Source organism: Marinobacter sp. F4216, assembly GCF_019931195.1.
Lineage (GTDB): Bacteria > Pseudomonadota > Gammaproteobacteria > Pseudomonadales > Oleiphilaceae > Marinobacter > Marinobacter suaedae.
The window spans coordinates 237119-261450 of the sequence record NZ_JAIOUO010000006.1; the positions used below are offsets into that span (position 1 = coordinate 237119).

Sequence of the window (24332 nt, forward strand, 5' to 3'; positions counted from 1 at the left end):
GAACTGATCATGAAGCAATCAGAATACCTGAGGTACGACGCAACAGCACTGGCTGATCTGATGAAACGCGGTGAGGTGAGCGCCCGAGAGGTATGTGAGGCGGCCATCGAACGTGCCACCCATGTGGATGGCACCCTGAACACCATCTGCCACCCACAGTTTAACGAGGCCAAGGGGCAGGGCTTTCCTGCTGAAGGGACTCTGGCCGGGGTGCCCATGCTGCTGAAGGACCTGGCCCAGGAACAGGAGGGGCATCCCTGCACTTATGGCAGCCGAGGTCTGGCGAAGAACATAGCGACCCGGGATTCGGAATTTGTCCGTCGGGTAAAAAACGGTGGCCTGGTGATTCTCGGGCGAACCGCTACCCCGGAATTCGGGCTCAAGGCCATTACCGAGTCCGCTCTGTGGGGCGCTTCCCGCAATCCCTGGGATACCGAGCTGACTCCCGGGGGCTCCAGTGGTGGTTCGGGCGCAGCGGTGGCGGCTGGCATCGTACCCGTGGCGGGGGCGAACGACGGCGGTGGTTCGATCCGGATTCCTGCTGCCTACAATGGATTGCTGGGGCTGAAACCCTCACGGGGGCGCATTTCCAGTGGCCCACAGGTTGGCGAGGCCTGGACCGGGGCATCGAGCGATCATGTGGTGACCCGGACCGTCAGGGACAGCGCCGCGATGCTCGACCTGCTCAGTGGCCCTGCCCCCGGCGACCCGTTCACTATCGCCCCACCGCCGGGCCGGTACTCCGAGCTTTTGCACCAGTCCCCCGGTCAGCTCCGGATTGGCGTCTTTACTTCGTCCCCTTACGACACCGAGGTTGCGCCGGAGTGTGTCGAGGCGGTTGAAGCCACCGCGAAAATGCTGGAAAACCTTGGCCACGTGGTGGAATACGCGCGGCCCGAATTCGACGGCATGGCCATGGCCCGCAGTTACCTGGGGCTCTATTGTGGCGAGGTTTCTGCCATGGTTGCGCGAGCCAGGGAGCAGTTCGGCGCCAACGAAGATGACTTCGAGCTGGATACCCGCCTGATCGCCATGCTGGGCGACAGCATGCCATTGTCCGAGTACGTTCGCCGGCGTCAGCGCTGGAACGATTTTGCCCGGGCACTCGGAGCGTTCTTTGATGGTTATGACATGTACCTGTGCCCGACCACCGGTCAGTTGCCGGCGCGTATCGGCGAAATGGATACCCCGGCAACCCTGAAAATGCTCGGTAAGCTGATGCTGGCCCTGCGAGCCGGCAAGCTGCTGCATGTGTCGGGACAGGTGGATCAGCTGGCCATGGAAAGCCTGGCGCGTACCCCCTTCACCCAGCTGGCCAATCTCACCGGCACGCCTGCCCTGTCCGTTCCTCTGCACTGGACCGAGTCTGGTCTGCCTGTGGGCGTGCAGTTTGGCGCTCCCCATGGAGACGAGGTCCGGCTATTGCAGCTGGCGGCTCAACTGGAGGAAGTCGCGCCCTGGTTTGGCCACTATGAGCGCCTGGAACAAAAATTTGTCTGACGGGGGTTGTGATCTGCTCGGCAAAACTCCACGTTTATCTTTGAGTACGTATCAGGCTATGCTGTTTATAAGGAAGGGGTGTTCCTTCCTTCAGACCCTGATGGCATCGAGGAGGCGAGCGTCTTATGAACCAACCGATGGCAATCGATGATGTGGTGTCCGTTGCACAAGCCGAAGCCATGGGGGAGCTGGACGCCCCGATGATGGCGATTGTGCTGTCCAATGAACAAAGCTACGACCTGCCCATTAACTCTCTGGAAACCGATGCCGACAAAGCCCGCTGGGGGCTGATTCTGCGCGCCGCGCGGGAACACGTCGAAGCAGACGCCGTCGCTGTGCTTTACCCGGCGTGGACCACCATCCGTCAGAAAGACAAAGACAAGGCCGCCGAAACTGAAGCTGCGGCCGAGGATACGGATGGGCAGGAGCCCATCGATACCCTGTTTGTCCAGCTTCACACCCGGGACAAGGTATACTGGCGGGGCTTCGAGCAGATCCGTGATCCCAAGCACCAGCGCATCATCGGATTCCGCGGCATCAAGGCGCTGTCGTCCGATTACCTTCGGGACGAGGCACCCTCCATTGCCAGCTGGCTGAGCACCCTGTTCGAGCCGCTGCCGGAAGAAGGTGAGGAAACCGAGGTTGACCGCGAACTGGCCAACCTGCTGGAAGAGCCGGAGGTGAGTGCGGCACTGTACCCCCGGCAGATGCGCGCCCTGCACTAGGCAGGGCATGTTTCGCCAGCATCAGAGGCCGGCGAGTTCTCCGGATGGCTCTTACGAATGGTGGCCGGATAATTCCGGCAGATAAACCCCAATAGACAAATCGGGGGCTGGTCCGCAGCTCCCGTCTTTACCTCCTGGACACCTTTCCCCTTTCTGTTTTGCCCGTTTAACGGTCCTGGTACGGGCAACTACCCACATTCCACACGGTGCCCGGATTCAGGTTTGGTGCCCAAATAGTCTATAATCCCTGCCCTTTTTAACGCTGCACCCACAAGGCGCTGAACGTGATTGTATTTGACCAGGTACAGAAGTCGTATCAGGTCGGGGGGCGGGCGATCCCCGCGCTGCATCCGACTGATCTGACCATTGAAACCGGCGAAGTGTTTGGCATCGTTGGCCATTCCGGCGCCGGCAAGTCGACGCTGGTGCGTCTGATCAACCTGCTGGAACGGCCCACCGGTGGCCGCATTCTGATTGATGGCGAAACCATCAACGATTACGGCTCCGCCGATCTCCGGGCCTTCCGCCGCAAGGTGGGGATGATCTTCCAGCACTTCAATTTGCTGTCCTCCAAGACGGTGGCCGAAAACATTGCGTTTCCGATGAAGCTGGCGGGCATCTACTCGAAGTCCGAAATCACTGAACGGGTGCAGGAATTGCTGGCCCGGGTAAGCCTGTCGGACCATGCCAACAAGTACCCGTCCCAGTTATCCGGTGGCCAGAAGCAGCGCGTCGGCATCGCCCGGGCCCTGGCCTGCCGTCCGACGATTCTGCTGTGTGATGAGGCCACCAGTGCCCTCGATCCGCAGACCACCCAGTCGGTGTTGAAACTGCTGGCGGACATCAACAGGGAACTGGGACTGACCATCGTTCTGATCACCCACGAAATGGACGTGGTTCGCCGTGTCTGTGACCGTGTTGCGGTGATGGACGCCGGCCGTGTGGTGGAAATGGGGCCGGTGAGCGACGTGTTCCTGCATCCCCAGCATCCGACGACCCGAGACTTTGTCTTCGAAAGCGAAAGCATCGATCGGGACGAGCTTCAGGAAGATCTGAGCAAGGCGGAAGGTCGTATCCTGCGCCTGACGTTCAAAGGGGATGCCACCTACAAACCCCTGCTGGGCCGGGTCGCCCGGGAAGCCGGTGTGGACTTCAGCATCCTGTCCGGACGGATCGACCACATCAAGGATCGCCCCTACGGCCAGCTGACGCTATCGCTGGTGGGCGGCGATCTGGATGTGGCCATGAGCGCCTTTGAAGCCGCCGATGTACACGTGGAGGTATTGCGCTGATGGAACTGCTGACGGAACTGTTGAGTAACGTGGACTGGCCGGAAATCGGCTGGGCCAGCTGGGACACCCTGGTGATGGTGGGCATGTCCCTGCTGTTCAGCGTAGTCATTGGCCTGCCCATTGGCGTGTTGCTGTTCCTGACCGGCAAACGCCAGCTGCTGGAACAGCCGGTGGCCTATGCGGTGTTGTCGTTCGTGGTGAATGTGCTGCGTTCGGTACCGTTTATCATCCTGCTGATTGTGATGATTCCGTTCACGGTGATGCTGATCGGTACCTCGCTGGGCGTGGCCGGCGCCATACCGCCGCTGGTGGCCGGTGGTGCGCCGTTCTTCGCCCGGCTGGTGGAAACCTCCCTGCGGGAAGTGGACCGGGGCATTATCGAGGCAACCCAGGCCATGGGCGCGAGCGTCAAACAGATAGTGTTTGGTGCCCTGTTGCCGGAGGCCCTGCCGGGCATCATTGCCGGTATTACCGTGACCGCCATTACCCTGGTGTCCTACGCGGCCATGTCCGGCGTCATCGGCGGTGGTGGCCTGGGTGATCTGGCCATCCGGTTCGGATACCAGCGCTTCCAGACTGATGTCATGGTCATTACCGTGGCACTGCTGGTCATTTTCGTACAAGTGCTGCAGATGGTTGGCGACCGTCTGGTGCTTTATTTCAGCCGAAAGTAATAACACTGGAGAGAATCATGAACGTGAAAAAGACATTGGCCGCATTCGCCGCAACCCTGACGTTTTCCGCGGCGGTTTCCGCCGAGGAGCTGTCGGTGGCGGCGACGCCGGTTCCCCATGCCGAGATCCTGGAATTCGTGAAGCCGGCTCTGGCTGAGCAGGGCGTTGAGCTGGACGTGAAAGTGTTCACCGACTACATCCAGCCGAACATCCAGGTGGCCCAGGAGCGTATGGATGCCAACTTCTTCCAGCACCAGCCGTACCTGACCGAATTCAATGCCGGCCGCGGTACCGACCTGGTGAGCGTAACCGGTGTGCACGTTGAGCCGTTCGGCGCCTACTCCAGCAAGATCGAATCTCTGGACGAGCTGGCCGAAGGTGCCGTGGTGGCGATTCCCAACGATCCGACCAACGGCGGCCGTGCCCTGCTGCTGCTCCAGAAGGCCGGCCTGATCACCCTGGAAGACGCCAGCAAGATCACCGCCACGCCGCGTGATATCGCTGACAACCCGAAGGACCTGGACTTCAAGGAACTGGAAGCGGCGACCCTGCCGCGTATCCTGGGCCAGGTGGATCTGGCGCTGATCAACACCAACTACGCGCTGGAAGCGGGCTTGAACCCGACGGAAGACGCCCTGGTGATCGAAGGCTCTGACTCACCATACGTCAATATCCTGGTGGCTCGTCCGGACAACAAGGACAGTGATGCCATGAAGAAACTGGCCGAGGCCCTGGCCAGCGACGAGGTGAAGCAGTTCATCATGGACAAATACGAAGGTGCCGTGGTTCCGGCCAACTGAGTTCGCGTCTTGATTGAACGGGCATAAAAAAGCCGGGCGGTAACCACCGCCCGGCTTTTTTCGTTCAAGCGCGGATGAATTTAGTCGCCGCTCCAGTTGGCCTTCGGATCCGGTGTCATGCGCAGGTAGGATTTCACCGCCTTGTAGCCTTTCGGGAAGCGTTGCTTGATTTCGTCCTCGTCCTGCAGCGAGGGCACGATCACCACGTCTTCACCCCGCTGCCAGTTGCCGGGAGTGGCCACCTTGTGGTCTTCGGTCAGCTGCAGTGAATCGACCACCCTCAGCACCTCGTTGAAGTTGCGCCCGGTGCTAGCCGGATAGGTAATCGTCAGGCGCACCTTCTTGTTCGGATCGATTACGAACAGGGAGCGCACGGTCAGGCTGTCGTTGGCGTTCGGGTGGATCATGTCGTAGAGCTCGGACACCTTCCGGTCGTGATCGGCAATGATCGGAAAGTTCACCGTGCAGCCCTGGGTCTCGTTGATATCCGAGATCCATTCCTTGTGGGAATCCACCGGGTCCACGCTCAGCGCGATGGCTTTCACGTTGCGTTTGGCAAACTCGTCTTTGAGTTTGGCGGTCAGGCCCAGTTCGGTGGTGCACACCGGAGTGAAGTCTGCCGGATGGGAAAACAGGATCCCCCAGCTATCCCCCAGCCAGTCATGGAAGGAGATCTGGCCTTCGGTGGAGTCCTGAACGAAATCCGGTGCGGTGTCTCCCAAACGTATACTCATAAACTGTGCTCCTCCTTGGTTTGCCTCAAGTGGCACTGAATGGACAGACCGGCACCATGGGACAGCGCCGGTCCGTTTTTCCTGTTCCTGTTAACCACCATGGGCTCGCCCACTGTGAAAACAAGGGGGCTACTGGCTCTGGCCCACCGACCTCTGGGCATCGAAATATTCCCGGGTCAGCTTGAAAACCACCGGACTGAGCAATGCCAGGGCAATCAGGTTGGGCAGGGCCATCATGGCATTCAGGGTGTCGGCAATCAGCCAGACAATACCAAGGTTCAGGCTGGCTCCCACGGGAATGGCCAGAATCCACGCAATCCGGTAGGGCACGATGGCTTTGACGCCGAACAGGAACTCGATACATCGCTCGCCGTAAAACGACCAGCCCAGGATGGTGGTGAAGGCGAAGATCGCCAGGGCAATGGCCACCAGGTAATTGCCGACGCCGGGCAGGGCTTCGGCAAACGCCATGGAGGTGAGTTCGGCACCCGAGACGCCGGAGGTCCAGACGCCCGAGGTGATGATCACCAGGCCGGTAATGGTGCAGATGATGATGGTGTCAATGAAGGTGCCCAGCATGGCCACCAGCCCCTGATTGATCGGGTTCCTGGTCTGTGCTGCCGCGTGGGCAATGGGGGCGGAGCCGAGGCCTGCCTCGTTGGAAAAGATACCCCGGGCAACCCCGAAGCGGATCGCGGCCCACACCGCAGCCCCGGCGAAGCCACCTTCGGCCGCAATGGGGGTGAAGGCGTGTTGGATGACCATGCCGATGGCGGCGGGAATCTCGGCCACGTTGATCGCCAGAACGGTCAGGCCAGCCAGCAGGTAGGAAATCGCCATCAGCGGCACCAGTGCACTGGCAACGTGACCTATGCGGCGGATCCCACCGATCAGCACGGCTCCCACCAACACCATCAGAATCACGCCGCTCAGCCAGTGGGGCATTCCAAAGTTGGCCTCCATGACATCGGCCACCGAGTTGGCCTGCACCGTGTTGCCAATGCCGAACCCGGCGATGGCGGCAAATACCGCGAACAAAACGCCCATCCACGCCCACTTCTTGCCCAGTCCGTTGCGGATGTAATACATCGGCCCGCCGACATGGTTGCCCTTCTCGTCCACCTCACGGAAGCGCACCGCCAGAACGGCCTCCGAGTACTTGGTGGCCATGCCCACCAGGGCCGTCAGCCACATCCAGAACAGGGCGCCCGGGCCGCCAAGGAACACGGCCGTCGCCACACCGGCAATGTTACCCGTGCCCACAGTCGCCGACAGGGCCGTCATCAGGGCCTGGAAAGGGGGGATTTCACCCTCGCTCTCAGCCCCGGCAGCGGACGATCGTCCCTGCCACATCAGTTTGAAGCCGGTGCCGAGCTTCAGTATCGGCATGAGTTTCAGGCCAAGACTTAAAAACAGGCCGACGCCCAGAATCATGACCAGCATGGGTGGGCCCCATACCAGGCCGTTAATGTCTGAAATGAAGTTTGAAATTGTGTCCACGGGAATCTCCAGGCGTCGAGGGTGGGAATCAGAACTGCCCGAATCCAATGAGTGTAGGTCATAACCGCTGCCTGTAAACCGACCCAGCGGCGGCCCGGGCGCCGGCAGGGCGGATATCCGCGGGCTTTTTGTTTTCCTTTCTACAGGGCATTGCCTATGTTTATAGGCACGGACCCTCCCCGGGTCTGGTTGTTTAATAAAAGCAAGGAGAAACACTCATGCGCTCAGTGAAAGTCTCGGATGTCATGTGGAATCACATTGAGCCCATTCGGTGTGGCACGCCGCTGACCCGTGTGGTGAAAACGTTGCTGCAAAACCACGTATCGGGCCTGCCGGTGGTGGACGAACAGCGGCGTGTGCTGGGCTTTGTCTCTGAGCAGGACTGTATCCACGCCCTCCTCGTCAGTAGCTATCACTGCGAGGGTGATCCGATCGTCGACGATGTGATGTTCCGGGAACCGGTTACCATTACGGCTGAAATGGCGGTGGTGGATCTGGCCCAGAACCTCGGGGCCGGCAAACCCAAGGTCTATCCGGTGGTGGACCATGGCAAATTGATCGGCATTGTCACCAGGACCGCGATCCTCGCGGAGTTCGCCCGTGTCGGTTGCGGCGTGGAACTGCCCAAGTACGCCAACGCCGACGACGATTGATCAGCCCCTATTCCCAATTCGGAGAATCCCATGGAGCTTCTGTCTACCAACGTCGTTTTCGCCGGAGAGCATCGCCGCTACCGTCATCATTCCCCCACGCTGGGTTGTGATATGGAGTTTGCGGTGTACCTGCCGCCCGGCGCGGTTGGCAAGGAGCCACGGAAGGTGCCGGCCATGTACTGGCTGTCAGGACTGACCTGTACAGACCAGAATTTCATGCAGAAGGCCGGGGCTCTCAAACGCGCCGGCCAGCTGGGACTGGCCATTGTCTGCCCCGACACCAGTCCCCGGGGCGTCGGGTTGCCCGGCGAAGATGACGATTATGATCTGGGCACAGGCGCCGGATTTTACCTGAACGCCACCCGGGAACCCTGGGCGAAGCATTACCGCATGTACGATTACGTGGTGAGCGAGCTGCCCGAATTGCTCGAGCGTGAATTGCCACTGGCCGACCAGCGGTCGGTGTGCGGCCACTCCATGGGCGGGCACGGAGCGTTGATCTGTGCCCTGAAGAATCCTGGCAGGTACCAGGCGGTTTCGGCCTTCGCACCGATTGCCAATCCCTCGGAAAGCCCGTGGGGCAAAAAAGCCTTCAGTGCGTATCTGGGCGACGATACCAAAGCCTGGGAAGAGTGGGATGCATCGCTGCTCATTCCCACCGCCCGCGAGCGCCTGCCCCTGCTGGTGGATCAGGGAACGTCGGACGAATTTCTCGACAGTCAGTTAAACCCGGATACCCTGGCGGAAGTCTGTGAAACCTTCCACCATCACCTGCATCTGCGCATGCATCGTGGCTACGACCACAGCTATTTCTTTATCTCGTCGTTCATTGACGACCATCTGGATCATCACGCCCAGGCGCTGGGCCTGCGATAGCCAACTCGGGGACAGGGGCGTTACCCAGTGGCAGGACTCAAAAGCAAGAAATCAAGGCCAACTTGCGAACTTCGCATCAAAAAATGAGATCTGGTTCACGCTATTGTGACGTGGCGTGCTGATTTGTAACGTCTCGTACCCGTATAGAGACGGATGACTGGCCTTGATATATCTTCCGCATGTCAAAAAACCTATCGAGTTTGGACCTCAAATGCTCCACCGTCTGAAAACGGATTTCCGGTTATCCATCATCACCCTGCTCGGGGTGTGCGCCGTGCTTGGTGTGGCGCCTTTTGCGGTATTCCGTTTTATCCAGGGGCAGATAGCGGTGGGTCTGTTTGATGTCGGCATCGTTATCGGTGTACTCGCTGCCGTGGCCCACGGCTGGATCACCGGTCGAACCGGAACCAGTGGTCTGCTTCTGTCATTGCTCAGCTCTATCTGCGCGGTCATCGTCGGCCGTTTTATCGGCGAGCCAGGCATGCTCTGGGCGTTCCCGTGCCTGATCACCAATTTCCTCCTGACTACCCCAAGACTGGCAACGGGCATCAACCTGATCACGATTACCGCACTGATGGTTCAGGCCCAGGGCAGTGTCGAGGCCATACAGTTGTGGTCGTTCTTCACCTCGGCGGTTATGGTCAGTGCCTGTGCCTATGCCTTTGCGCACCGCAATGCCAGCCAGCGCAACATGCTGGAACATCTGGCGACCATTGATCCGCTGACCGGAGTCCGAAACCGGCGCTGCATGGATCAGGAGCTGGCCATGTCAGTGGCGGCCGCAGAGCGAACCGGGCAGCCGTACACACTGGCCCTGCTCGATCTGGATCATTTTAAAAGGATTAACGACCAGTACGGTCACAGCGTGGGTGATGACGTTCTTACGACCCTGGTCAACCTTATCCAGCAAAACACCCGCCGAACCGACTTCCTGTTTCGCTATGGCGGCGAGGAGTTTGTCCTGCTGTTGCCGGGCACCGCTGGCCCGGGGGTGAAAAAGGTTATGTGCAATCTGCAGGCGACCATTCGCAAGCACCTGAGGGTTGAGGGGCAATCGGTCACCGCGTCGTTCGGCGTGGCTGAGCTGGATATTGGCGAGGGCGTGGATGGCTGGCTGGAGCGGGCAGACGCCGCCCTATACCGGGCCAAGGAGGCTGGCCGTGACCGCATCATCTATGCGAAGGGCTCTGGGGAGCAAACCGAACCAGGCGCCAGCCAAGAAGAATCCCTGCTGACATAAGCCCAAAGGTCAGCCCCACCCAGAAACCGGCCGCCCCCATGGCCGGTCGAATCAGGTCTGTGAAGGTCAGCGCGTAGCCCAGTGGCAGGCCAATTCCCCAGAATGAAAACAGCATGATGAACATGGGCACCCGGGTGTCCTTGTAGCCGCGCAGCGCACTGATGCAGGTGACCTGAATGACGTCGGCAATCTGGAACAGGGCCGCGAAGGCCAGCAGCCGCACCGTGACCGCCTGCACATCCACGTCCCGCGTGTAGAGCGCGGCAATCTGCTCGGAGAACCCCCACAGTAAGGATGCAAACATCAGGGCGATGAGTCCCGCCAGTATCAGGGTGCTGCGGGATATCAGCCGGGCGGTGTCCGGTGCACCAGCGCCGATCAGGAAACTCACCCGCAACGTCAGCGCCATGCCAATGCTCAAGGGCAGCATGAACAGCAACGACACCACGTTCAGGGCAATCTGGTGGCCTGCCACCACCACCGGTCCGAGCGGCGCCAGGAACAGGGCGATCACCGAAAACATACTGGCTTCCACGAAAATGGTGAATCCGATCGGCACGCCGAGTCTCAGGATATAGGCAAGACCTGCCAGGTTGGGTCGAACCCGGTCGGCCAGAAGGTGGAAGCGCCGGTAGGCTTCACTGCGATTGAGATACACCAGCAGCGCAATGGCGGCCAGCCCGTTCGACAGGGTGGTCGCCCAGCCGCAGCCTATGCCGCCCATGGCCGGCACGCCGAGCTTTCCGAAGATAAAGATGTAATTCAACGGCAGGTTAATCAGGGTGCTCAGCACCGAAAACGCCATGATCACCCGGGTGTGCCCCAGTCCATCGGTAAGCCCTCTGAGGGCAGTCATCAGCAGCAGTGCGGGAACGCCCCAGGAAAAGGCGTCCAGATAGCCCTGGCTGATCCGGGCTGTGTTGTCGTCCAGGTTGAGCAGTTCCAGTAAGGGATGCACGTGGCGCAGCAACAGAATCATGATCACCGACCCGGCGGCAGCCAGGTACAGCCCCTGCCAGGTGGCGGGCATGATCTTGTCGAACGTACGGGCACCGTTGTAGCCGGAAATGATGGGCTGAAGGGCGCCCAGAAGCCCCATGAAAAACAGGAAGATGGGCATCCAGATGCTGCTGCCGATACCCACCGCAGCCAGGTCTTCGGCACTGGCATGGCCAGCCATCACCGTATCGATCACGCCGTTGGCCATCTGGGCAACCTGAGCGATGAGAATCGGGCCACCCAGCAGGCCAAGGGTTCGCCATTCCGTCAGGGTGCGGGGAATGAGCGGCTGTCGGGAGGCCGGCAGCGGCTGGTGGGTTTCGTCCATCATGCAGCAGTTCCAGATTGTTCCTGTGGCTGGGAAAGGTGTCGATACAGAACCGCCGGGCATGTTACTCCGTTTCCGGGCTGGCGGCACGGCCGGTCGACATTCGTCGGCTGGACCTTTCATCAGGAATGGGTACAGTAACCGGCTGGTTTTAATGAGGTAGCTGGAACAATGGGATTACTGGTTTTCGTAACGATTCTCTGGGCGTTTTCTTTCAGTCTGATTGGCGAGTTCCTGGCGGGGCAGGTAGACAGCGACTTTGCGGTGCTCAGCCGGGTGTTGATCGCGGCACTGGTGTTTCTGCCGTTCCTGCGCTGGCGCGGCGTTCCTTCGGGCATGAAGCTGGGTATCCTGGTCACGGGTATGCTGCAGTTCGGCGTTACCTACCTGTGTCTGTACCGGTCATTCAGCTACCTTACGGTGCCGGAAGTCCTGCTGTTTACGATCTTCACGCCGCTGTACGTCACCCTGATCGACGACGCCCTGTTCCGGCGCTTTTCCCCGGTGGCACTGGTGGCCGCGGCCATCGCCACGCTGGGGGCGGGCATCATTCGTTACGACGGCCTGAGCGAAGACTTCATCACCGGCTTCCTGCTGCTGCAAATTGCCAACTTTACCTTTGCCGCCGGGCAGGTGGGCTACAAGCACATCATGCAGCGTTATCCCCTCGATGTGCCGGCTTTCCGAACCTTCGGGTATTTCTTCTTCGGGGCGCTGATCATTGCCCTGCCGTCGTTCCTGATCTTCGGTAATCCAGATCGATTGCCGTCCACCGGCCTGCAATGGGGCATCCTGGCCTGGCTGGGCTTTGCCGCCTCCGGCTTGGGGCTGTTCCTTTGGAACCGGGGTGGCTGCCGGGTGGATGCGGGCACTCTGGCCATCATGAACAACGCCCTCGTGCCGGCGGGTCTGCTGGTGAATCTGCTGATCTGGAACCGGGATGCAGACCTGCTGCGGCTGGCTCTGGGAGGCGGGGTCATCGCGTTTTCCCTGTGGGTAAATGCCAGGTTCCACCCGCAGGCAAGGCTGATGCCCGGCACCTGAAGCAACGTCATGGGGAGTGAGTGACAATTCACTCCCCTGTCCCTCTGGCATAGCGTCAAGAAGACTGGCAGAATCCCGTCCCGCTAACTAGGTTTGCTCCTAGGCTATAAAGAATTCCCTATCCATACTTCAGCCTACATAAAGACAGGAAAACATCATGTCCCAGTCCAACCCGGTTCCGGGTAATGGCGACGACGCATCCCGTGGATTTTGGTCGTCCCGGTTGGCGTTCATTCTTGCGGCCACAGGTTCGGCCGTTGGTCTCGGTAATATCTGGAAGTTTCCCTATGTGACGGGGGAGAACGGTGGCGGCGCCTTCGTCATCGTATACCTGATCTGTATTGCGGTGATTGGTATCCCCATCATGATGGCCGAGGTGTTCCTGGGGCGGAATGGGCGTCATAACCCCATCACCAGTATGCGCCTGGTGGCTGAACGGAACCTGAAGTCCCCCAAGTGGCGGATCTCAGCCGTGGTCGGCATGCTGGCGGCATTTATCATCCTGTCTTTCTATTCGGTGATCGGCGGCTGGTCCGCGTCCTACGTGGAACATGCCTTGATCGGCGACTTCGCCGGAGGCACTGCGGAATCCATCAACGCCATCTTCTCGGATCTGCTGGCAAGCCCCATTCAGCTGCTGATCTGGCACACGGTATTTATGGCGCTGGTTGTCGTTGTGGTATCCCGCGGCCTCAAAGGCGGTCTGGAAAAAGTCGCAACGATTCTGATGCCCACCCTGTTGGTGCTGTTGCTGGTGGCGGTTGGCTACGCCATGACCACGGGCCATTTCGGCGAAGCGGTCAGCTTCCTGTTCACGCCTGATTTCAGTGCGCTGACGTTCAATGGTGTGCTGATTGCCCTCGGCCATGCCTTCTTCACCCTGAGTCTGGGCATGGCGGTCATGATGGCTTACGGTTCCTACCTGCGTCGGGACATTTCCATCGGCCGCACCGCGATCAGTGTGGCCTTCATGGATACCGCTGTTGCGCTGCTGGCTGGCCTGGCGATTTTCCCGGTGGTGTTCTCCTTCGGCCTGGAGGCCAGTGCCGGCCCCGGTCTGATTTTCCAGACCCTGCCACTGGCTTTCGGTAACATCCCCATGGGCTGGTTGTTCGGCACCCTGTTCTTCATCCTGCTGTTGTTTGCCGCCTGGACCTCGGCCATCTCCCTGCTGGAGCCGGTGGTTGAATGGGTAGAAGAAAAGACCAGTCTGGCCCGTGCCGGCAGCACCATCCTGGTGGGTGTGCTGTGCTGGGCGCTGGGTATTGCCTCCATCCTGTCGCTGAATGTCTGGTCAGACTTTGCGCCCCTGGGCATGTTCGAGCGCTTTGAAGGAAAGACGATTTTCGATTTGCTGGACTTCTTCACCGCCAACGTCATGCTGCCGCTGTCTGGCCTGCTGACCGCCCTGTTCGTGGGTTGGGCCGTGGCCAAGGAATCCCTCAAGCTGGATCTGGCACTGGACGGCACCGCGTTCAATCTGTGGTACCACGCCATCCGCTACGTGACTCCGGTGGCGGTGCTGGTGGTGTTTGCCTACAACCTGTTTGCCTGATCGTCAGGCAGAAGAGGCAAAAAAGCCCGGCCATGTTGGCCGGGCTTTTTTGTAATTGGGGGAGAGCTTTCAGTTACCCTCCGCCTGCTGGCGGAGCATGGGCACGTGGGGGCGAACGGCTTCGATGTCCTCGGCTGGCGCTTCCCGGGCGCTCTCCATTGCGCCCATAGCGTTTTCCATCATGGCCCGCATCTGGGCCTTCTGTTCAGGCGACAATTGGGTGGCGGCTTCCAGTTCGGCCAATGCCTTTTCCATCTCGGCCTTTTCAGCCGGTGCCTGGCCTTCCATTTCGATGGCCATCCAGGCCCGGTAGATTCGGTCGCCGACGCTGCTCCATTCGGCCAGGCTGTCGAACCCGTATTCGTCCACGTGCTCTTCCAGCCGGTCGTAGGCAGGCTCACCCTCCATGTTTTCCACAGAGGCCGAGAAAATACGGGAAAAGTCCGGCATTTCGGCTTCCTTGTCGATGCCCCTGGTCAGTTCGTCCAGCTCGGCTTCGATCGATTTCACGTCGTTCAGGGACTGCATGAACGATTCGATGGTGTCGTCTGTCAGCGGCTCGGCCTGAACCAAGGATGAGACCAGGGTAAGAATCAGGGCCAGCAAGAACGCCGGTCGATACAAAAACGTGCGTAGGGATTGGCTGCGCTTCATGAAAACTCTCCTTGTGGATGATCCCGTTCCATTTGTTTTTCTTTCGGGACGTTTTCTGAGCGTAATACCAGTCCCCGTAATCCGCCACTTCCGGGGCCGTCAGTAGCCCCGCTGAATGTCCACCACGCCACTGACCGGTTTGCCGTCGGCATGGGCCCGGATCTTGTCCGCAATCTGTTCAACGGTGGCTTCTCGCAGGGTCCGCGCCGACACATGGGGCGTGATGGTCACCTTCGGGTGCGTCCAGAACGGGTGGTCTGAGGGCAGCGGTTCCCGGCGGAACACATCCAGCACGGCGCGGCCGACCTGGCCGTCGTCCAGGGCGTTCAGCAAATCCTCATCCACCAGCTGTTCGCCCCGCCCGACGTTAATCACCAGGGCATCCGGCTGGAGCTGGCTCAGCAGATGGTGATCGATCAGATCCCGGGTCTGCTCTGTCAGTGGCAGGGTATTGACCAGTACCCGGGTGTTGGCCAGGAAGTCTGCCAGCCCGTCGGCGCCGTGGTAGGTGTTTACGCCAGCCAGTTGGTGAGGGCTTCGGGCCCAGCCGTTGACCGGGTAGTCCAGGCTGGCCAGGGTGCTCGCCACCCGGCTGCCGATCTGGCCCAGCCCCATCACGCCGACGGGCCAGTCTTGCCGGCGGATGGGGCGGTGAATTTTCCAGCTGCCCAGGGCTTGCTGCGCCCGGTACAGGTCCATCTGTCGAGAAGATTCGAGCAGGTGATACAGAACGTATTCGGCCATCTGCACCGACATACCTGCATCCTCCACCCTGACCACGGTCAAACCCCCGGCTACGGCAGGCAGGGACACCAGTTTGTCCACACCCGCACCCAGGCTGAAGATGGCCTTGAGTTGGGGTTCCCGTTCGAACAGTTCGGCCGGCGGGTTCCAGACAATGGCATAGTCGGCCTCCACCGCGGCGCCATCGGGATTCCAGACGTGTATGTCAGCGTCCGGTAGTCGCTGTTGGAGGGGGACTGTCCAGCGTTCGGGCTTCGGGTCGCCAGCAACAAAAAGAATCTTCATGGGGTCTCCGTGAACTTCGGGTGTTTCAGCATAGTCAAAAACGCCGGCTCAGGAACTCGGGCCGGTTGGCTGTTAAGGTCGACCGCAAGGGTGCCATATTATTGGGTTTGAGGCAGGAAGAGTTTCAGGCGCTGCGTTTGCTCGGTCGTGAGTCAGCTGCCCCGCCGTGACACTTTTGTGAAGGTTCCGGGATACACTGTTTAGGTGCGCGTGATCATGCTGTAAACCGCAGCGGCGAATCTTCTTCGTGAGGCAGGCCATCGGGTCTGTCCCCTTTTCACTCACGGAGAAAGCACCATGAAAACCCTGACACGAATGCTGTTGTTGGTCATGCTCGGTTTCGGCACACCGCTGGCCCTGGCCGGAGACATGGACTCATCGGACGACAAGATGATGGACGACGAAATGTCTTCCGGGGGCACCATGTCCGATGACATGCACAAGGACACCATGGATGACGACATGGACAAATCCATGGATGACATGAAAAAAGATGACATGGACACCACGGACATGGAGGATGACTCCATGGACAAGGACACCATGGAATAAACCACCCTCAAGGGCATGAAGTGGCCAGGTGACGATGACTCGAACCGTTCTGATCATTGAGGACAATCCCGGTATTGGCGAACTGGTGTGCATGCAAGTGGCTGACCTGGGCATGCGCGCCATTCTTGTTACCCGGGGCGACGAAGGCCTTGCCCGTTTTCGTCAGGGTGGCATCGATCTTGTGATCCTGGACCTGATGTTACCGGGCATGGACGGGCTGGCAGTGTGCCGCGAGATCCGCTCCTGCCCCGGTTATGTTCCGGTGCTGATGCTCACCGCCAAGAGTTCGGAGCTCGATAGGGTGCTCGGGCTGGAAATGGGTGCCGACGATTACCTGACCAAACCCTTCAACGTGGCCGAGCTGGCCGCCCGCATCAAGGCCCTGTTCCGGCGGGTGGACGCCATGGCCGCCCGGGCGTCGGACAGCAGCGAACCGGAAGAGTTGGTGGCAGGTGAGCTGCGCATCGATCCCGCCCGGCATCGGGTCTATATCGGGGAAAGTGAGATCGACCTGACCGCCCGCGAGTTCGACCTGCTCTGGCATTTTGCCAGTCACCGGGGCCGGGTGTTCAGCCGGGCCCAGCTGCTCGATGCCGTCTGGGGCTACAACCACGAAGGCTACGAACACACGGTCAATACCCACATCAACCGGCTCCGCAACAAGATCGAGCCGGACCCCGCCGACCCCACCTACATCCAGACGGTGTGGGGCGTGGGTTACCGGTTTATGGACTGAGCCATGCCTGCCCTGTTCCGCACCCTTTACGCCCGCCTCGCGGTGGGTCTGTTCCTGTTGCTGTTGATTGTGGGAGGCCTGTTTACCTTTCTCAGTCTCTATTCCGTGCGCGATTACACCGCCGCGGTCAACCAGGAACTGAACCGGGACATTGCCAGTAATCTGGTGCTGGATCGCAACCTGGTCACCGATGGCCAGTTGAACCAGGCCGAGCTGAAAAAGCTGTTCGACCTGTACATGACCATCCACCCGGGCATCGAGATCTATCTGCTGGACACCGACGGCCAGATCCTGTCCTACTCCGCCGACCCGGCCAGGATCAAACGCAACCGCGTCTCCCTGGAGCCCATCGGTACCCTGCTGGAAAACCCCGGAGCCTTCCCGGTACCGGGGGATGACCCCAGAAGCCACGACCGGCGGAAGGTGTTTTCCGTGACCACGGTGCCACTGGAAAGTGGCGCGACCGGTTACCTGTATGTAGTGCTCCGGGGCGAGGAATACGATCTGGTCGAGAACATGGTGCATGGCAACCAGTTTCTGAAGATGGGGGCGGGCGCCCTGGCCATCAGCCTGGTGGTGGGGCTGATGGCGGGTTTGGTGTTCTTCCATCTGCTGACCCGCCGCTTGTCCCGGTTGACCGGGCGAGTGGAAGCCTTCGACCTGAGCGGCGAAGCCCGGGCCCTGGCGCATCGGCCGGCGCTGAACGCACCCGGTGATGATATTGATTACCTGGCCGCCCGGTTTGAGCAGATGGCCGGGCGCATCGGTGCACAGGTGGATCTGCTGAAAGAAAAGGACCATCAGCGCCGGCAACTGGTGGCGCAGGTGTCCCACGATCTGCGAACGCCGCTGGCGTCCATCCAGGGCTATCTGGAGGCCCTGAAACTGAAACACGCGCAACTGAGCCCGGATGAGCAGGCCCGATTCCTGGATGTGGCGCTGGCGGAAACCTGGCGTCTGGGACGGCTGGTGGACGAATTGTTCGAACTGGCCGCGCTGGAAGCAAAGGAAAAACAGCCCTCGCCCGAACCACTGGTGCTGGCAGAATTGCTGCATGACGTGGTGCAGAAGCACCAGCCTGAAGCGGAGCGCGCGTCAGTCCGACTGCGCATTGGCCATGTATTCGAGGGCGTCCGGGTGATGGCAGACATCGCCATGACCGAGCGCATCCTCGATAACCTGATCAGCAATGCCATTGTCCATTCGCCGGCCGACAGCGAGGTGATCCTGGAGGTCGCGCGGGACGACTCGGCCGCGTTGCTATCCGTCTCCGATGCCGGTTCCGGTATCGATCCGCAGGACATCGATCGGCTGTTTGAACCTTTCTATCAGGGCACAGGCGCAAAGAGCGCCGGTCACGCCGGTCTGGGGCTGGCGATCACCCATCGCCTGGTGACCCTGCAGGGCGGGCAGATCGACGTCAGCAATGAGGGGCCCGCTGGTGGGGCCCAGTTCCGTGTTCGTCTGCCGGTCGTCTAGAGCAAAGAGTTCTTGTCAGCCAATTTTGGCCGCCGCTTTGTTTCCACACCTGCTAATAATCAAAAGCGGGCATAATTTGCGTCCCGGGCGATGCCCTCGTTCAATATCCGCATGAACCAACTGATGCTCATGAGTTGTTCGCGCGATTTAGCGACCAGGTCTTTGACGACATCAAACTCGGCCTTATTGGCGTGGTCATAGCTGACCCTGGAATTCGGACTCGGCCGTGGGTCACGGGGTCGAAAGCCACGAGGTGCGTGCTAAAATATAAGTGGTTTTAAGTCTTTTGTTTTGAGGGGGTCATTGCACGACTGTTTTCCAAGAGCCGAGGAGGTGCCCGTGCAGTTGATGGGAAGGCGCGGCATGTAGGAATTAGCGGCCGATTGCATTGGCCAGGACAAGAACAGGCCACAGCCGACGGGCTCTGTCTGTGCCCCGCGCTGAGGAGGGAATCTTATGCGAAACGTGCTTCGCCGATACAACGCGAATTTCCCCATCTCATTGCTGGCCGGGACGTTGGCTCTGTCGACGGTGGCCGGCGCCCAAGAAGCGCTGGACGACCCGATCCCCGAGCCGATAGATTCGGGCCACGTGCGGATCGTTCTGGAAACGTCAGCCGATGGCATGACGGCCCCGAACTGGGGTAGGGACGTGCCCGGCTGTACCAATCTACAGGACCGGCTGGTGGTGTCAGACCAGATCGGGATCCTCTGGGCTGTCAACATCGACACTGGCGACAAGAGCGTGCTTCTCGATGTCAGCGGCCAACTGGTATCACTCGGCATCGCCGGGCCGGGTACATTCGATGAACGGGGCCTGCTGGGCTTCACGTTCCACCCCGACTTCGCCAACAATGGCCTGCTCTATACCTACACATCGGAGCCGGTTGCCGGCCCCGCGGACTTCTCTACCATGCCGGCTGGGGTCGATGCGAACCACCAAAGCGTCATCAACGAATGGCGGGTTCCAGCGCCGTCGTGCGAGCGCAGCGCCGTTGTTGATCCCACTTCCCGTCGGGAGCTGCTACGGATCGATGAGCCACAGTTCAACCACAATGGCGGTGCGCTCGCGTTCGGACCCTATGGCATGCTCTACGTTTCGCTCGGCGACGGCGGGGCGGCTGACGATCAGGGGGTCGGCCACGTACCCGGGGGCAATGGCCAGGATCCGGGCAACGTGCTGGGTACCATCCTGCGTATCGATCCTCAGGGCAGCAACGCCGCCAACGGCCAGTATGGCGTGCCGGTGGATAACCCCTTCGTCGGCGACGCCGGCGCGGTCGACGAGATTTTCGCTTACGGGTTCCGTAATCCTTTCCGTTTCTCCTTCGATGCCTACACTGGCGAGATGATGATCGCTGACGTGGGTCAGAATGACATCGAGGAGGTTGATGTTGGCTTTCCTGGTGGCAACTACGGTTGGCCCATCAAGGAGGGGGCCTTCTGTTTCCATCCCAACGGCACCGAGCCGGGGTTTGTATTCAACTGCGGGCCTGGCAACGCGCCGGAGGGTCTGGTCGAGCCCGTGGCCGTGTACGATCATGACGAGGGTATTGCGGTAATCGGCGGCTTTGTCTACCGGGGGTCGCTCATCCCGAACCTGATGGGGCGTTACGTTTTTGGCGACTACTTCCAGCCATACATTAACAGTGGCCGGCTGTTCTACCTTGGAAAGAACGATCGCATCTTCGAGCTGGACCTGCGGGACCGAGACAGCCTGGGGCTTGTACTGCTGGGCTTTGGCCAGGATGCATTCGGCGAGCTATACGTGCTGGCCAATGAAACCGGGACGCCGTTCGGCGATACCGGAGTCGTCCTACGCATGGCCAACGGTCAGGGAAAAGGTTCCGACCGGTTCCGGTAACGCCTGTGGCTGGGGGAGTATCGGCAATTTGGGTTGGTCACTGATTTAGTGGTCGCAGAGACTCACCGGGGTTCGGGCGTTGCGAGCGAACTCTTGAGTCTGGTGGAGGGCTTTTGCAAGTCGCTCGGCTTGTCGGTTATGAAGTGCGACCCACGCGGCCAATTCAAGGTGTAAACCTCTGGCCACAATTAGGGTGCCCTAACCAAAAGTCCCCTCCGACCCCCGAAAATCTGCCCTGTGATAGTTTCGTAATACTCTCTGAACGGTTTCGTGAACGTAGCTCGGTAAGCTGTGAGCATGGAGTTGCTGTGAGCATGGAGTTCATGAGAGGAGACGTACGATGAAACACAAACTTGCAGTCCTGGCAGTGGGCGCATCCCTGATTCTGACCGGTGTGGGCTATCACACCCTGGCGAGTGCCGATAAACACGATATGGAGGGCAGCGCCTATGCGCCGGATAACCCGGATCTGGCGGTAGCCACCTTCGCCGGTGGCTGCTTCTGGTGTGTGGAAGCGGGTTACGAAAAGATTCCGGGGGTGGTTGAGGCCGTGTCCGGCTATGCCGGAGGTGAGCAGGCCAATCCCACCTACAAAGAAGTATCGTCCGGACGCACTGGCCATACCGAGGCCGTTCAGGTCTACTACGATCCCGATGAAATGACCTACCAGGGCCTGTTGCAGGGGCTCTGGCGCATGATGGATCCGACCGATGCGGAGGGCCAGTTTGTCGACCGTGGCAAACAGTATCGCCCGGCAATTTTCTACCACAACACCGAGCAGAAACGCCTCGCCGAAGCGGCGAAAGCCGAGCTGCAGGCCTCCGGTGTGTATGACGACCCGGTGGTGATCGAAATCGTGCCGCTGGAGACTTTCTACGACGCCGAGGAATACCACCAGGATTACTACAAGAAGAACCCGATCCGATACAAATTCTATACTTTCAAGTCCGGCCGCTATCAGTTCATCGAGGGCGTGTATGGCGAGGACTACGAGTTGGATTTCTCCCAGTTCAAACCGGAAACAACGTCTGGCAGCGATGAGTCCGCCGGTTTCAACCCGGACACCTTCAAGAAACCGGAGCAGCAGGCACTGAAAGACCGACTGACCGAGATTCAGTACGAGGTGACCCAGGAGGACGGTACCGAGCGTGCATTCGGCAATGCTTACTGGGATAACAAGCAGCCTGGCCTGTACGTGGACGTTGTGTCTGGCGAGCCGCTGTTTTCCTCCCGGGACAAGTACAAGTCCGGCACCGGCTGGCCGAGTTTTACCCGGCCCATTGCTCCGGATGCCGTGGTGGAAAAGGAGGACCGCTCCCTGTTCATGACCCGCACGGAAATCCGCAGCCGCTATGCCGACTCCCATCTGGGGCATGTGTTCAATGATGGTCCGGCCCCGACTGGCCTGCGTTACTGCATGAACTCCGCGGCGTTGGAATTCATCCCGCTGGATGAGATGGAAGCCCGCGGTTATGGCGAGTACATCGATGAGGTGACGGGCTAAAGCCAGAGGTCCCCGATGGGAGTTTCCGGGCTGAAATGGTGGAGAATCTGCGCCTGCAGCAATTCGGCGGTCGCCAGGGCATCCACCAGCGCGTTATGGGACGGATAATGGGGCAGCCGGTATCGGATCCGGCTGTCCGCCAGCCGGATGGAGACCGGCTTCTTGCCAAAAAACTGCTGCCACCGGGTGGGTCGCCGGTCCGGATGCAGGTGGGCTTCGATGGCCATGGTGTCGATCACCGGAAAGGTAATGCCTTCGCCGAACCGATACTGGAGGGCCACGTCCAGGAATTCCCGTTCGATGGCGCGAAAGTGAACCACGGCAATACGGCCATTCATCAGCTTGAACATGGTCGGCAGGATGTCTTCGATGTCCGGCGCGTGGTCAATATCGGAATGGGTGATGCCATGAACCTCGATGGAGGCCTGACTGAGGGGCTGGCGTGGCCGCACGATCCAGTGGTGGGCCTCCGCCAGTTCAATGCTCTTCAGGGTGAAGGGCACCATGCCCACACTGACAATCGAATGCTGCGAAGGGTCCAGCCCCGTGGTTTCGAAATCTATGGCAACCATGGGGACCTTACTCAGTGGCGTATCCGCTGAGACACAGCCGGTTTTGTAGAATCTTTTCAACAGGGGATTTTTTGCCTCTCTGGCCAGCGCTTCAAAGCGTTCTGGCCAGGACTTCTGCGGTTGTGGCGCAGCCGGTTTACTGAACATTGCGGCCCACCTGGGCGTTATACCGGAAGCGCAGGAATTTCTGGGCATTACTGACCACCTGGAAGGCATCTTTCAGGTGGCTTCGCTCGAAGGGCGACAGGTCCTCAGGGTTCACATTGTTGTCCGGCTCGCGCCCGTGCTCTATGTCCAGTGCCTGGTGGCGGATGCGAACAATCGCGATGAACTCCAGGGCATCCCGCAGGTTACCCAGGTCGTCGTCCAGCAGCAGTTTGGTTTTGCCGATGGCTTCCAGCCGATCAAAGGTGTTCTGCGCCCGTGAGCCGCAAGCCAGGGCGTGCACCCGGATCAGGTCGGAGAGCGGGGCGGTACCCCTCCGCTTCAGGTTGAAGCTGTTCCGATGCTGGCCGTCCTTTTCCAGTACGAAATTGCGGAAAAAGCCAATGGGCGGAGTCCGGTTCAGGGCGTTGCGGGCCATCAGGGTCAGGAACCGCTGGCTGCTGCTGGCCTTTTCCGCAATCAGGGTTTTCAGTTCCTCGGCAAATTCCGTCTGGCCGTAAATACCGTCCAGATCGAAGAATATATTGCTGTTGAGCAGGGCCTGGGCCTTGGGGTTTTCGATCCAGTCGGTGAAGTAGTGCTTCCACACCTGCAAGGGCTGCCGCCAGTGCTTGTTGGTGGCCATGATGTCCCCGGTGCAGTAGGTGTAACCGCACTCCGCCAGGCCGTCACTGACGAACCGGGCCAGTTCCAGGAAGTAGTCATCGTGCTGTTCCGGGTCGAAGCTGTCGTCCAGGATCATGGCGTTGTCCTGGTCCGTCACCACCAGCTGTTCGTCCCGGGCCATGGACCCCATTGCCATGAAGCAGTAGGGAACCGGCGGCGGCCCCAGCTTTTCCTCACCCAGCTCCAGCAGCCGCTGGGTAAAGCTGCGGCCAATACCGGCCATGGCGCTGCCAATCATGTGCGAGTTGGCGTCCTCGTTGACCATCCGCACGAAACTGTTCCGTACATCCAGGCTGACTTTCTTCAGCCCTTTTACTGTGTGCTGGTGGAAGATATTACTGACCAGGTACAGGCTGTTCTGGCTTTCGTGCTTGACGATGTCTGACAGGGCAATCACCCCGCGTACTTCGTCCCGGTCCATGATCGGCAGGTGGTGCACGTTGTTGTGCAGCATGGTGAGCATGGCTTCGAAGATGAAGGCCTTGGAATTAGTGGTCACCAGCCCTTCGGACATGATGTCGCCGATGCAGGTTTCCGGCGGCAGGGCTTCAGTCAGGGCGCGGGTACGCAGATCTTTGTCGGTCACGATGCCGGTCAGCTTGGCGGGCTGCCGGGTTTCGTCCATGAGCAGCAGGGCCGATACACCCTGTTCGGTCATGATGCGTGCCGCCTCCTGGAGTCGGATGGTGCAGGGCGCGCATACCGGGGTCCGGTTGATCAGGCGCGTGACCCGCGAGGTCATCAGGCTGGATTTTTCCCGACGGGAGACCGCAGAACGAAGGCGGGAGCTGTCTTCAATTTCGACAAAATCAGCGAAATTCTCGTCATTTTCAAACAAATGCTGGAAAACTTCGTGGGGAATTCGATAGACCAGGGTGTCTTCTAGGGCCTTGGCGGGAAACCGCACCCGGTTGCTCAGCAGCAGGCTGAACTGGGCGAAAACGCCCCCTTCGCCCACCCGGTTATAGAGCTCGCCGGAACGCCGGAACACTTCCACCGCGCCGCTCCGCACGTAGTACAGCCAGTGGTTTGCCTCACCAAAGTTGAGAATCTGGGTCCCAGCGCGGAAATACTCCACCTCGATGCTGTTGACCACCTGATTGAGCAGCTCTTCGGGCATGTCGTCAAAGGGCGGGAAATTCGCCAGGTGATTGCGGATGTCGATGAGCTCAGCCTGCATAACTCTCCTTGG

General features: G+C 59.9%; 23 protein-coding genes. 16 read left to right on the plus strand and 7 right to left on the minus strand.

All coding sequences use genetic code 11. The annotated features are described in order from the left end of the window. The first annotated feature begins 9 nt into the window (after positions 1 to 9). From K8I84_RS13125 to K8I84_RS13145, 5 genes are all read left to right on the plus strand, one after another. Positions 10 to 1500, plus strand: coding sequence for an amidase (locus K8I84_RS13125; RefSeq protein WP_223795229.1), 1491 nt, complete (start codon positions 10 to 12; stop codon positions 1498 to 1500). Positions 1501 to 1625: 125 nt separating this feature from the next. Further along, positions 1626 to 2225, plus strand: a complete 600-nt coding sequence (locus K8I84_RS13130; RefSeq protein ID WP_223795230.1) for a hypothetical protein — start codon at positions 1626 to 1628, stop codon at positions 2223 to 2225. A gap of 284 nt (positions 2226 to 2509) precedes the next feature. After that, positions 2510 to 3517 (plus strand): methionine ABC transporter ATP-binding protein, encoded by a 1008-nt coding sequence (locus tag K8I84_RS13135; protein ID WP_223795231.1) that lies wholly within the window; start codon positions 2510 to 2512, stop codon positions 3515 to 3517. Beyond that, entirely contained in the window at positions 3517 to 4191 is a 675-nt protein-coding gene (locus tag K8I84_RS13140) for a methionine ABC transporter permease (protein ID WP_223795232.1), read from the plus strand. The genes K8I84_RS13135 and K8I84_RS13140 overlap by 1 nt, the downstream gene beginning before the upstream one ends. Positions 4192 to 4208: 17 nt before the next feature. Then, entirely contained in the window at positions 4209 to 4991 is a 783-nt protein-coding gene (locus K8I84_RS13145; protein ID WP_223795233.1) for a MetQ/NlpA family ABC transporter substrate-binding protein, read from the plus strand. Between the two features lie 80 nt (positions 4992 to 5071). Here K8I84_RS13145 and K8I84_RS13150 read toward each other — a convergent pair whose 3' ends face one another. Together K8I84_RS13150 and K8I84_RS13155 are read right to left on the minus strand one after the other, a co-directional pair. Further along, positions 5072 to 5725, minus strand: coding sequence for a peroxiredoxin (locus tag K8I84_RS13150; protein ID WP_223795234.1), 654 nt, complete (start codon positions 5723 to 5725; stop codon positions 5072 to 5074). A 129-nt stretch (positions 5726 to 5854) separates the two neighbouring features. Further along, positions 5855 to 7225 carry an alanine/glycine:cation symporter family protein gene (locus K8I84_RS13155; RefSeq protein ID WP_223795235.1) on the minus strand — a complete coding sequence of 457 codons (1371 nt, stop codon included), beginning with the start codon at positions 7223 to 7225 and terminating at the stop codon, positions 5855 to 5857. A gap of 218 nt (positions 7226 to 7443) precedes the next feature. Here K8I84_RS13155 and K8I84_RS13160 point away from each other — a divergent pair, with 218 nt between their 5' ends. From K8I84_RS13160 to K8I84_RS13170, 3 genes are all read left to right on the plus strand, one after another. Then, positions 7444 to 7878 carry a CBS domain-containing protein gene (locus K8I84_RS13160; protein ID WP_223795236.1) on the plus strand — a complete coding sequence of 145 codons (435 nt, stop codon included), beginning with the start codon at positions 7444 to 7446 and terminating at the stop codon, positions 7876 to 7878. Between the two features lie 30 nt (positions 7879 to 7908). Then, entirely contained in the window at positions 7909 to 8754 is an 846-nt protein-coding gene (gene fghA, locus K8I84_RS13165; RefSeq protein ID WP_223795237.1) for an S-formylglutathione hydrolase, read from the plus strand. A 211-nt stretch (positions 8755 to 8965) separates the two neighbouring features. Continuing rightward, entirely contained in the window at positions 8966 to 9994 is a 1029-nt protein-coding gene (locus tag K8I84_RS13170; protein WP_223795238.1) for a GGDEF domain-containing protein, read from the plus strand. Here K8I84_RS13170 and K8I84_RS13175 read toward each other — a convergent pair. Next, the gene (locus K8I84_RS13175; protein WP_223795364.1) at positions 9924 to 11321 is read right to left on the minus strand and encodes an MATE family efflux transporter; all 1398 of its coding nucleotides are present in this window, start codon (positions 11319 to 11321) and stop codon (positions 9924 to 9926) included. The two genes, K8I84_RS13170 and K8I84_RS13175, sit on opposite strands and share 71 nt — an antisense overlap. A gap of 171 nt (positions 11322 to 11492) precedes the next feature. On the opposite strand from K8I84_RS13175, the gene K8I84_RS13180 reads away from it, so the two are divergent. After that, a complete protein-coding gene (locus tag K8I84_RS13180) occupies positions 11493 to 12365 on the plus strand; it encodes a carboxylate/amino acid/amine transporter (protein WP_223795239.1) in 873 nt (290 codons plus the stop codon). Between the two features lie 157 nt (positions 12366 to 12522). After that, complete coding sequence (locus K8I84_RS13185) at positions 12523 to 13920, plus strand: sodium-dependent transporter (protein ID WP_223795240.1); 1398 nt, start codon at positions 12523 to 12525, stop codon at positions 13918 to 13920. Between the two features lie 69 nt (positions 13921 to 13989). Here K8I84_RS13185 and K8I84_RS13190 read toward each other — a convergent pair whose 3' ends face one another. Then, a complete protein-coding gene (locus tag K8I84_RS13190) occupies positions 13990 to 14574 on the minus strand; it encodes a hypothetical protein (protein WP_223795241.1) in 585 nt (194 codons plus the stop codon). A 99-nt stretch (positions 14575 to 14673) separates the two neighbouring features. Further along, a complete protein-coding gene (locus K8I84_RS13195) occupies positions 14674 to 15603 on the minus strand; it encodes a 2-hydroxyacid dehydrogenase (RefSeq protein ID WP_223795242.1) in 930 nt (309 codons plus the stop codon). A gap of 297 nt (positions 15604 to 15900) precedes the next feature. On the opposite strand from K8I84_RS13195, the gene K8I84_RS13200 reads away from it, so the two are divergent. The 6 genes from K8I84_RS13200 (at position 15901) to msrA (ending at position 21737) form a co-directional block, all read left to right on the plus strand. Continuing rightward, a complete protein-coding gene (locus K8I84_RS13200) occupies positions 15901 to 16155 on the plus strand; it encodes a hypothetical protein (protein ID WP_223795243.1) in 255 nt (84 codons plus the stop codon). Between the two features lie 34 nt (positions 16156 to 16189). Beyond that, positions 16190 to 16891, plus strand: coding sequence for a response regulator transcription factor (locus K8I84_RS13205; RefSeq protein WP_223795244.1), 702 nt, complete (start codon positions 16190 to 16192; stop codon positions 16889 to 16891). Between the two features lie 3 nt (positions 16892 to 16894). Then, positions 16895 to 18370, plus strand: coding sequence for an ATP-binding protein (locus K8I84_RS13210; protein WP_223795245.1), 1476 nt, complete (start codon positions 16895 to 16897; stop codon positions 18368 to 18370). 456 nt (positions 18371 to 18826) lie between these two features. Beyond that, positions 18827 to 20233: a PQQ-dependent sugar dehydrogenase gene (locus K8I84_RS13215; protein WP_223795246.1), complete on the plus strand. Its 1407-nt coding sequence runs from the start codon at positions 18827 to 18829 to the stop codon at positions 20231 to 20233. 33 nt (positions 20234 to 20266) lie between these two features. Then, positions 20267 to 20407 (plus strand): GNAT family N-acetyltransferase, encoded by a 141-nt coding sequence (locus K8I84_RS17055; RefSeq protein WP_223795247.1) that lies wholly within the window; start codon positions 20267 to 20269, stop codon positions 20405 to 20407. Between the two features lie 259 nt (positions 20408 to 20666). Then, positions 20667 to 21737 (plus strand): peptide-methionine (S)-S-oxide reductase MsrA, encoded by a 1071-nt coding sequence (gene msrA, locus K8I84_RS13225; RefSeq protein WP_411722685.1) that lies wholly within the window; start codon positions 20667 to 20669, stop codon positions 21735 to 21737. Here msrA and K8I84_RS13230 read toward each other — a convergent pair. Both K8I84_RS13230 and K8I84_RS13235 read right to left on the minus strand, forming a co-directional pair. Further along, the gene (locus K8I84_RS13230) at positions 21734 to 22456 is read right to left on the minus strand and encodes a 3'-5' exonuclease (RefSeq protein WP_223795249.1); all 723 of its coding nucleotides are present in this window, start codon (positions 22454 to 22456) and stop codon (positions 21734 to 21736) included. The two genes, msrA and K8I84_RS13230, sit on opposite strands and share 4 nt — an antisense overlap. Next, entirely contained in the window at positions 22446 to 24320 is a 1875-nt protein-coding gene (locus K8I84_RS13235) for a putative nucleotidyltransferase substrate binding domain-containing protein (protein WP_223795250.1), read from the minus strand. The genes K8I84_RS13230 and K8I84_RS13235 overlap by 11 nt, the downstream gene beginning before the upstream one ends. Between the last annotated feature and the right edge of the window lie 12 nt (positions 24321 to 24332).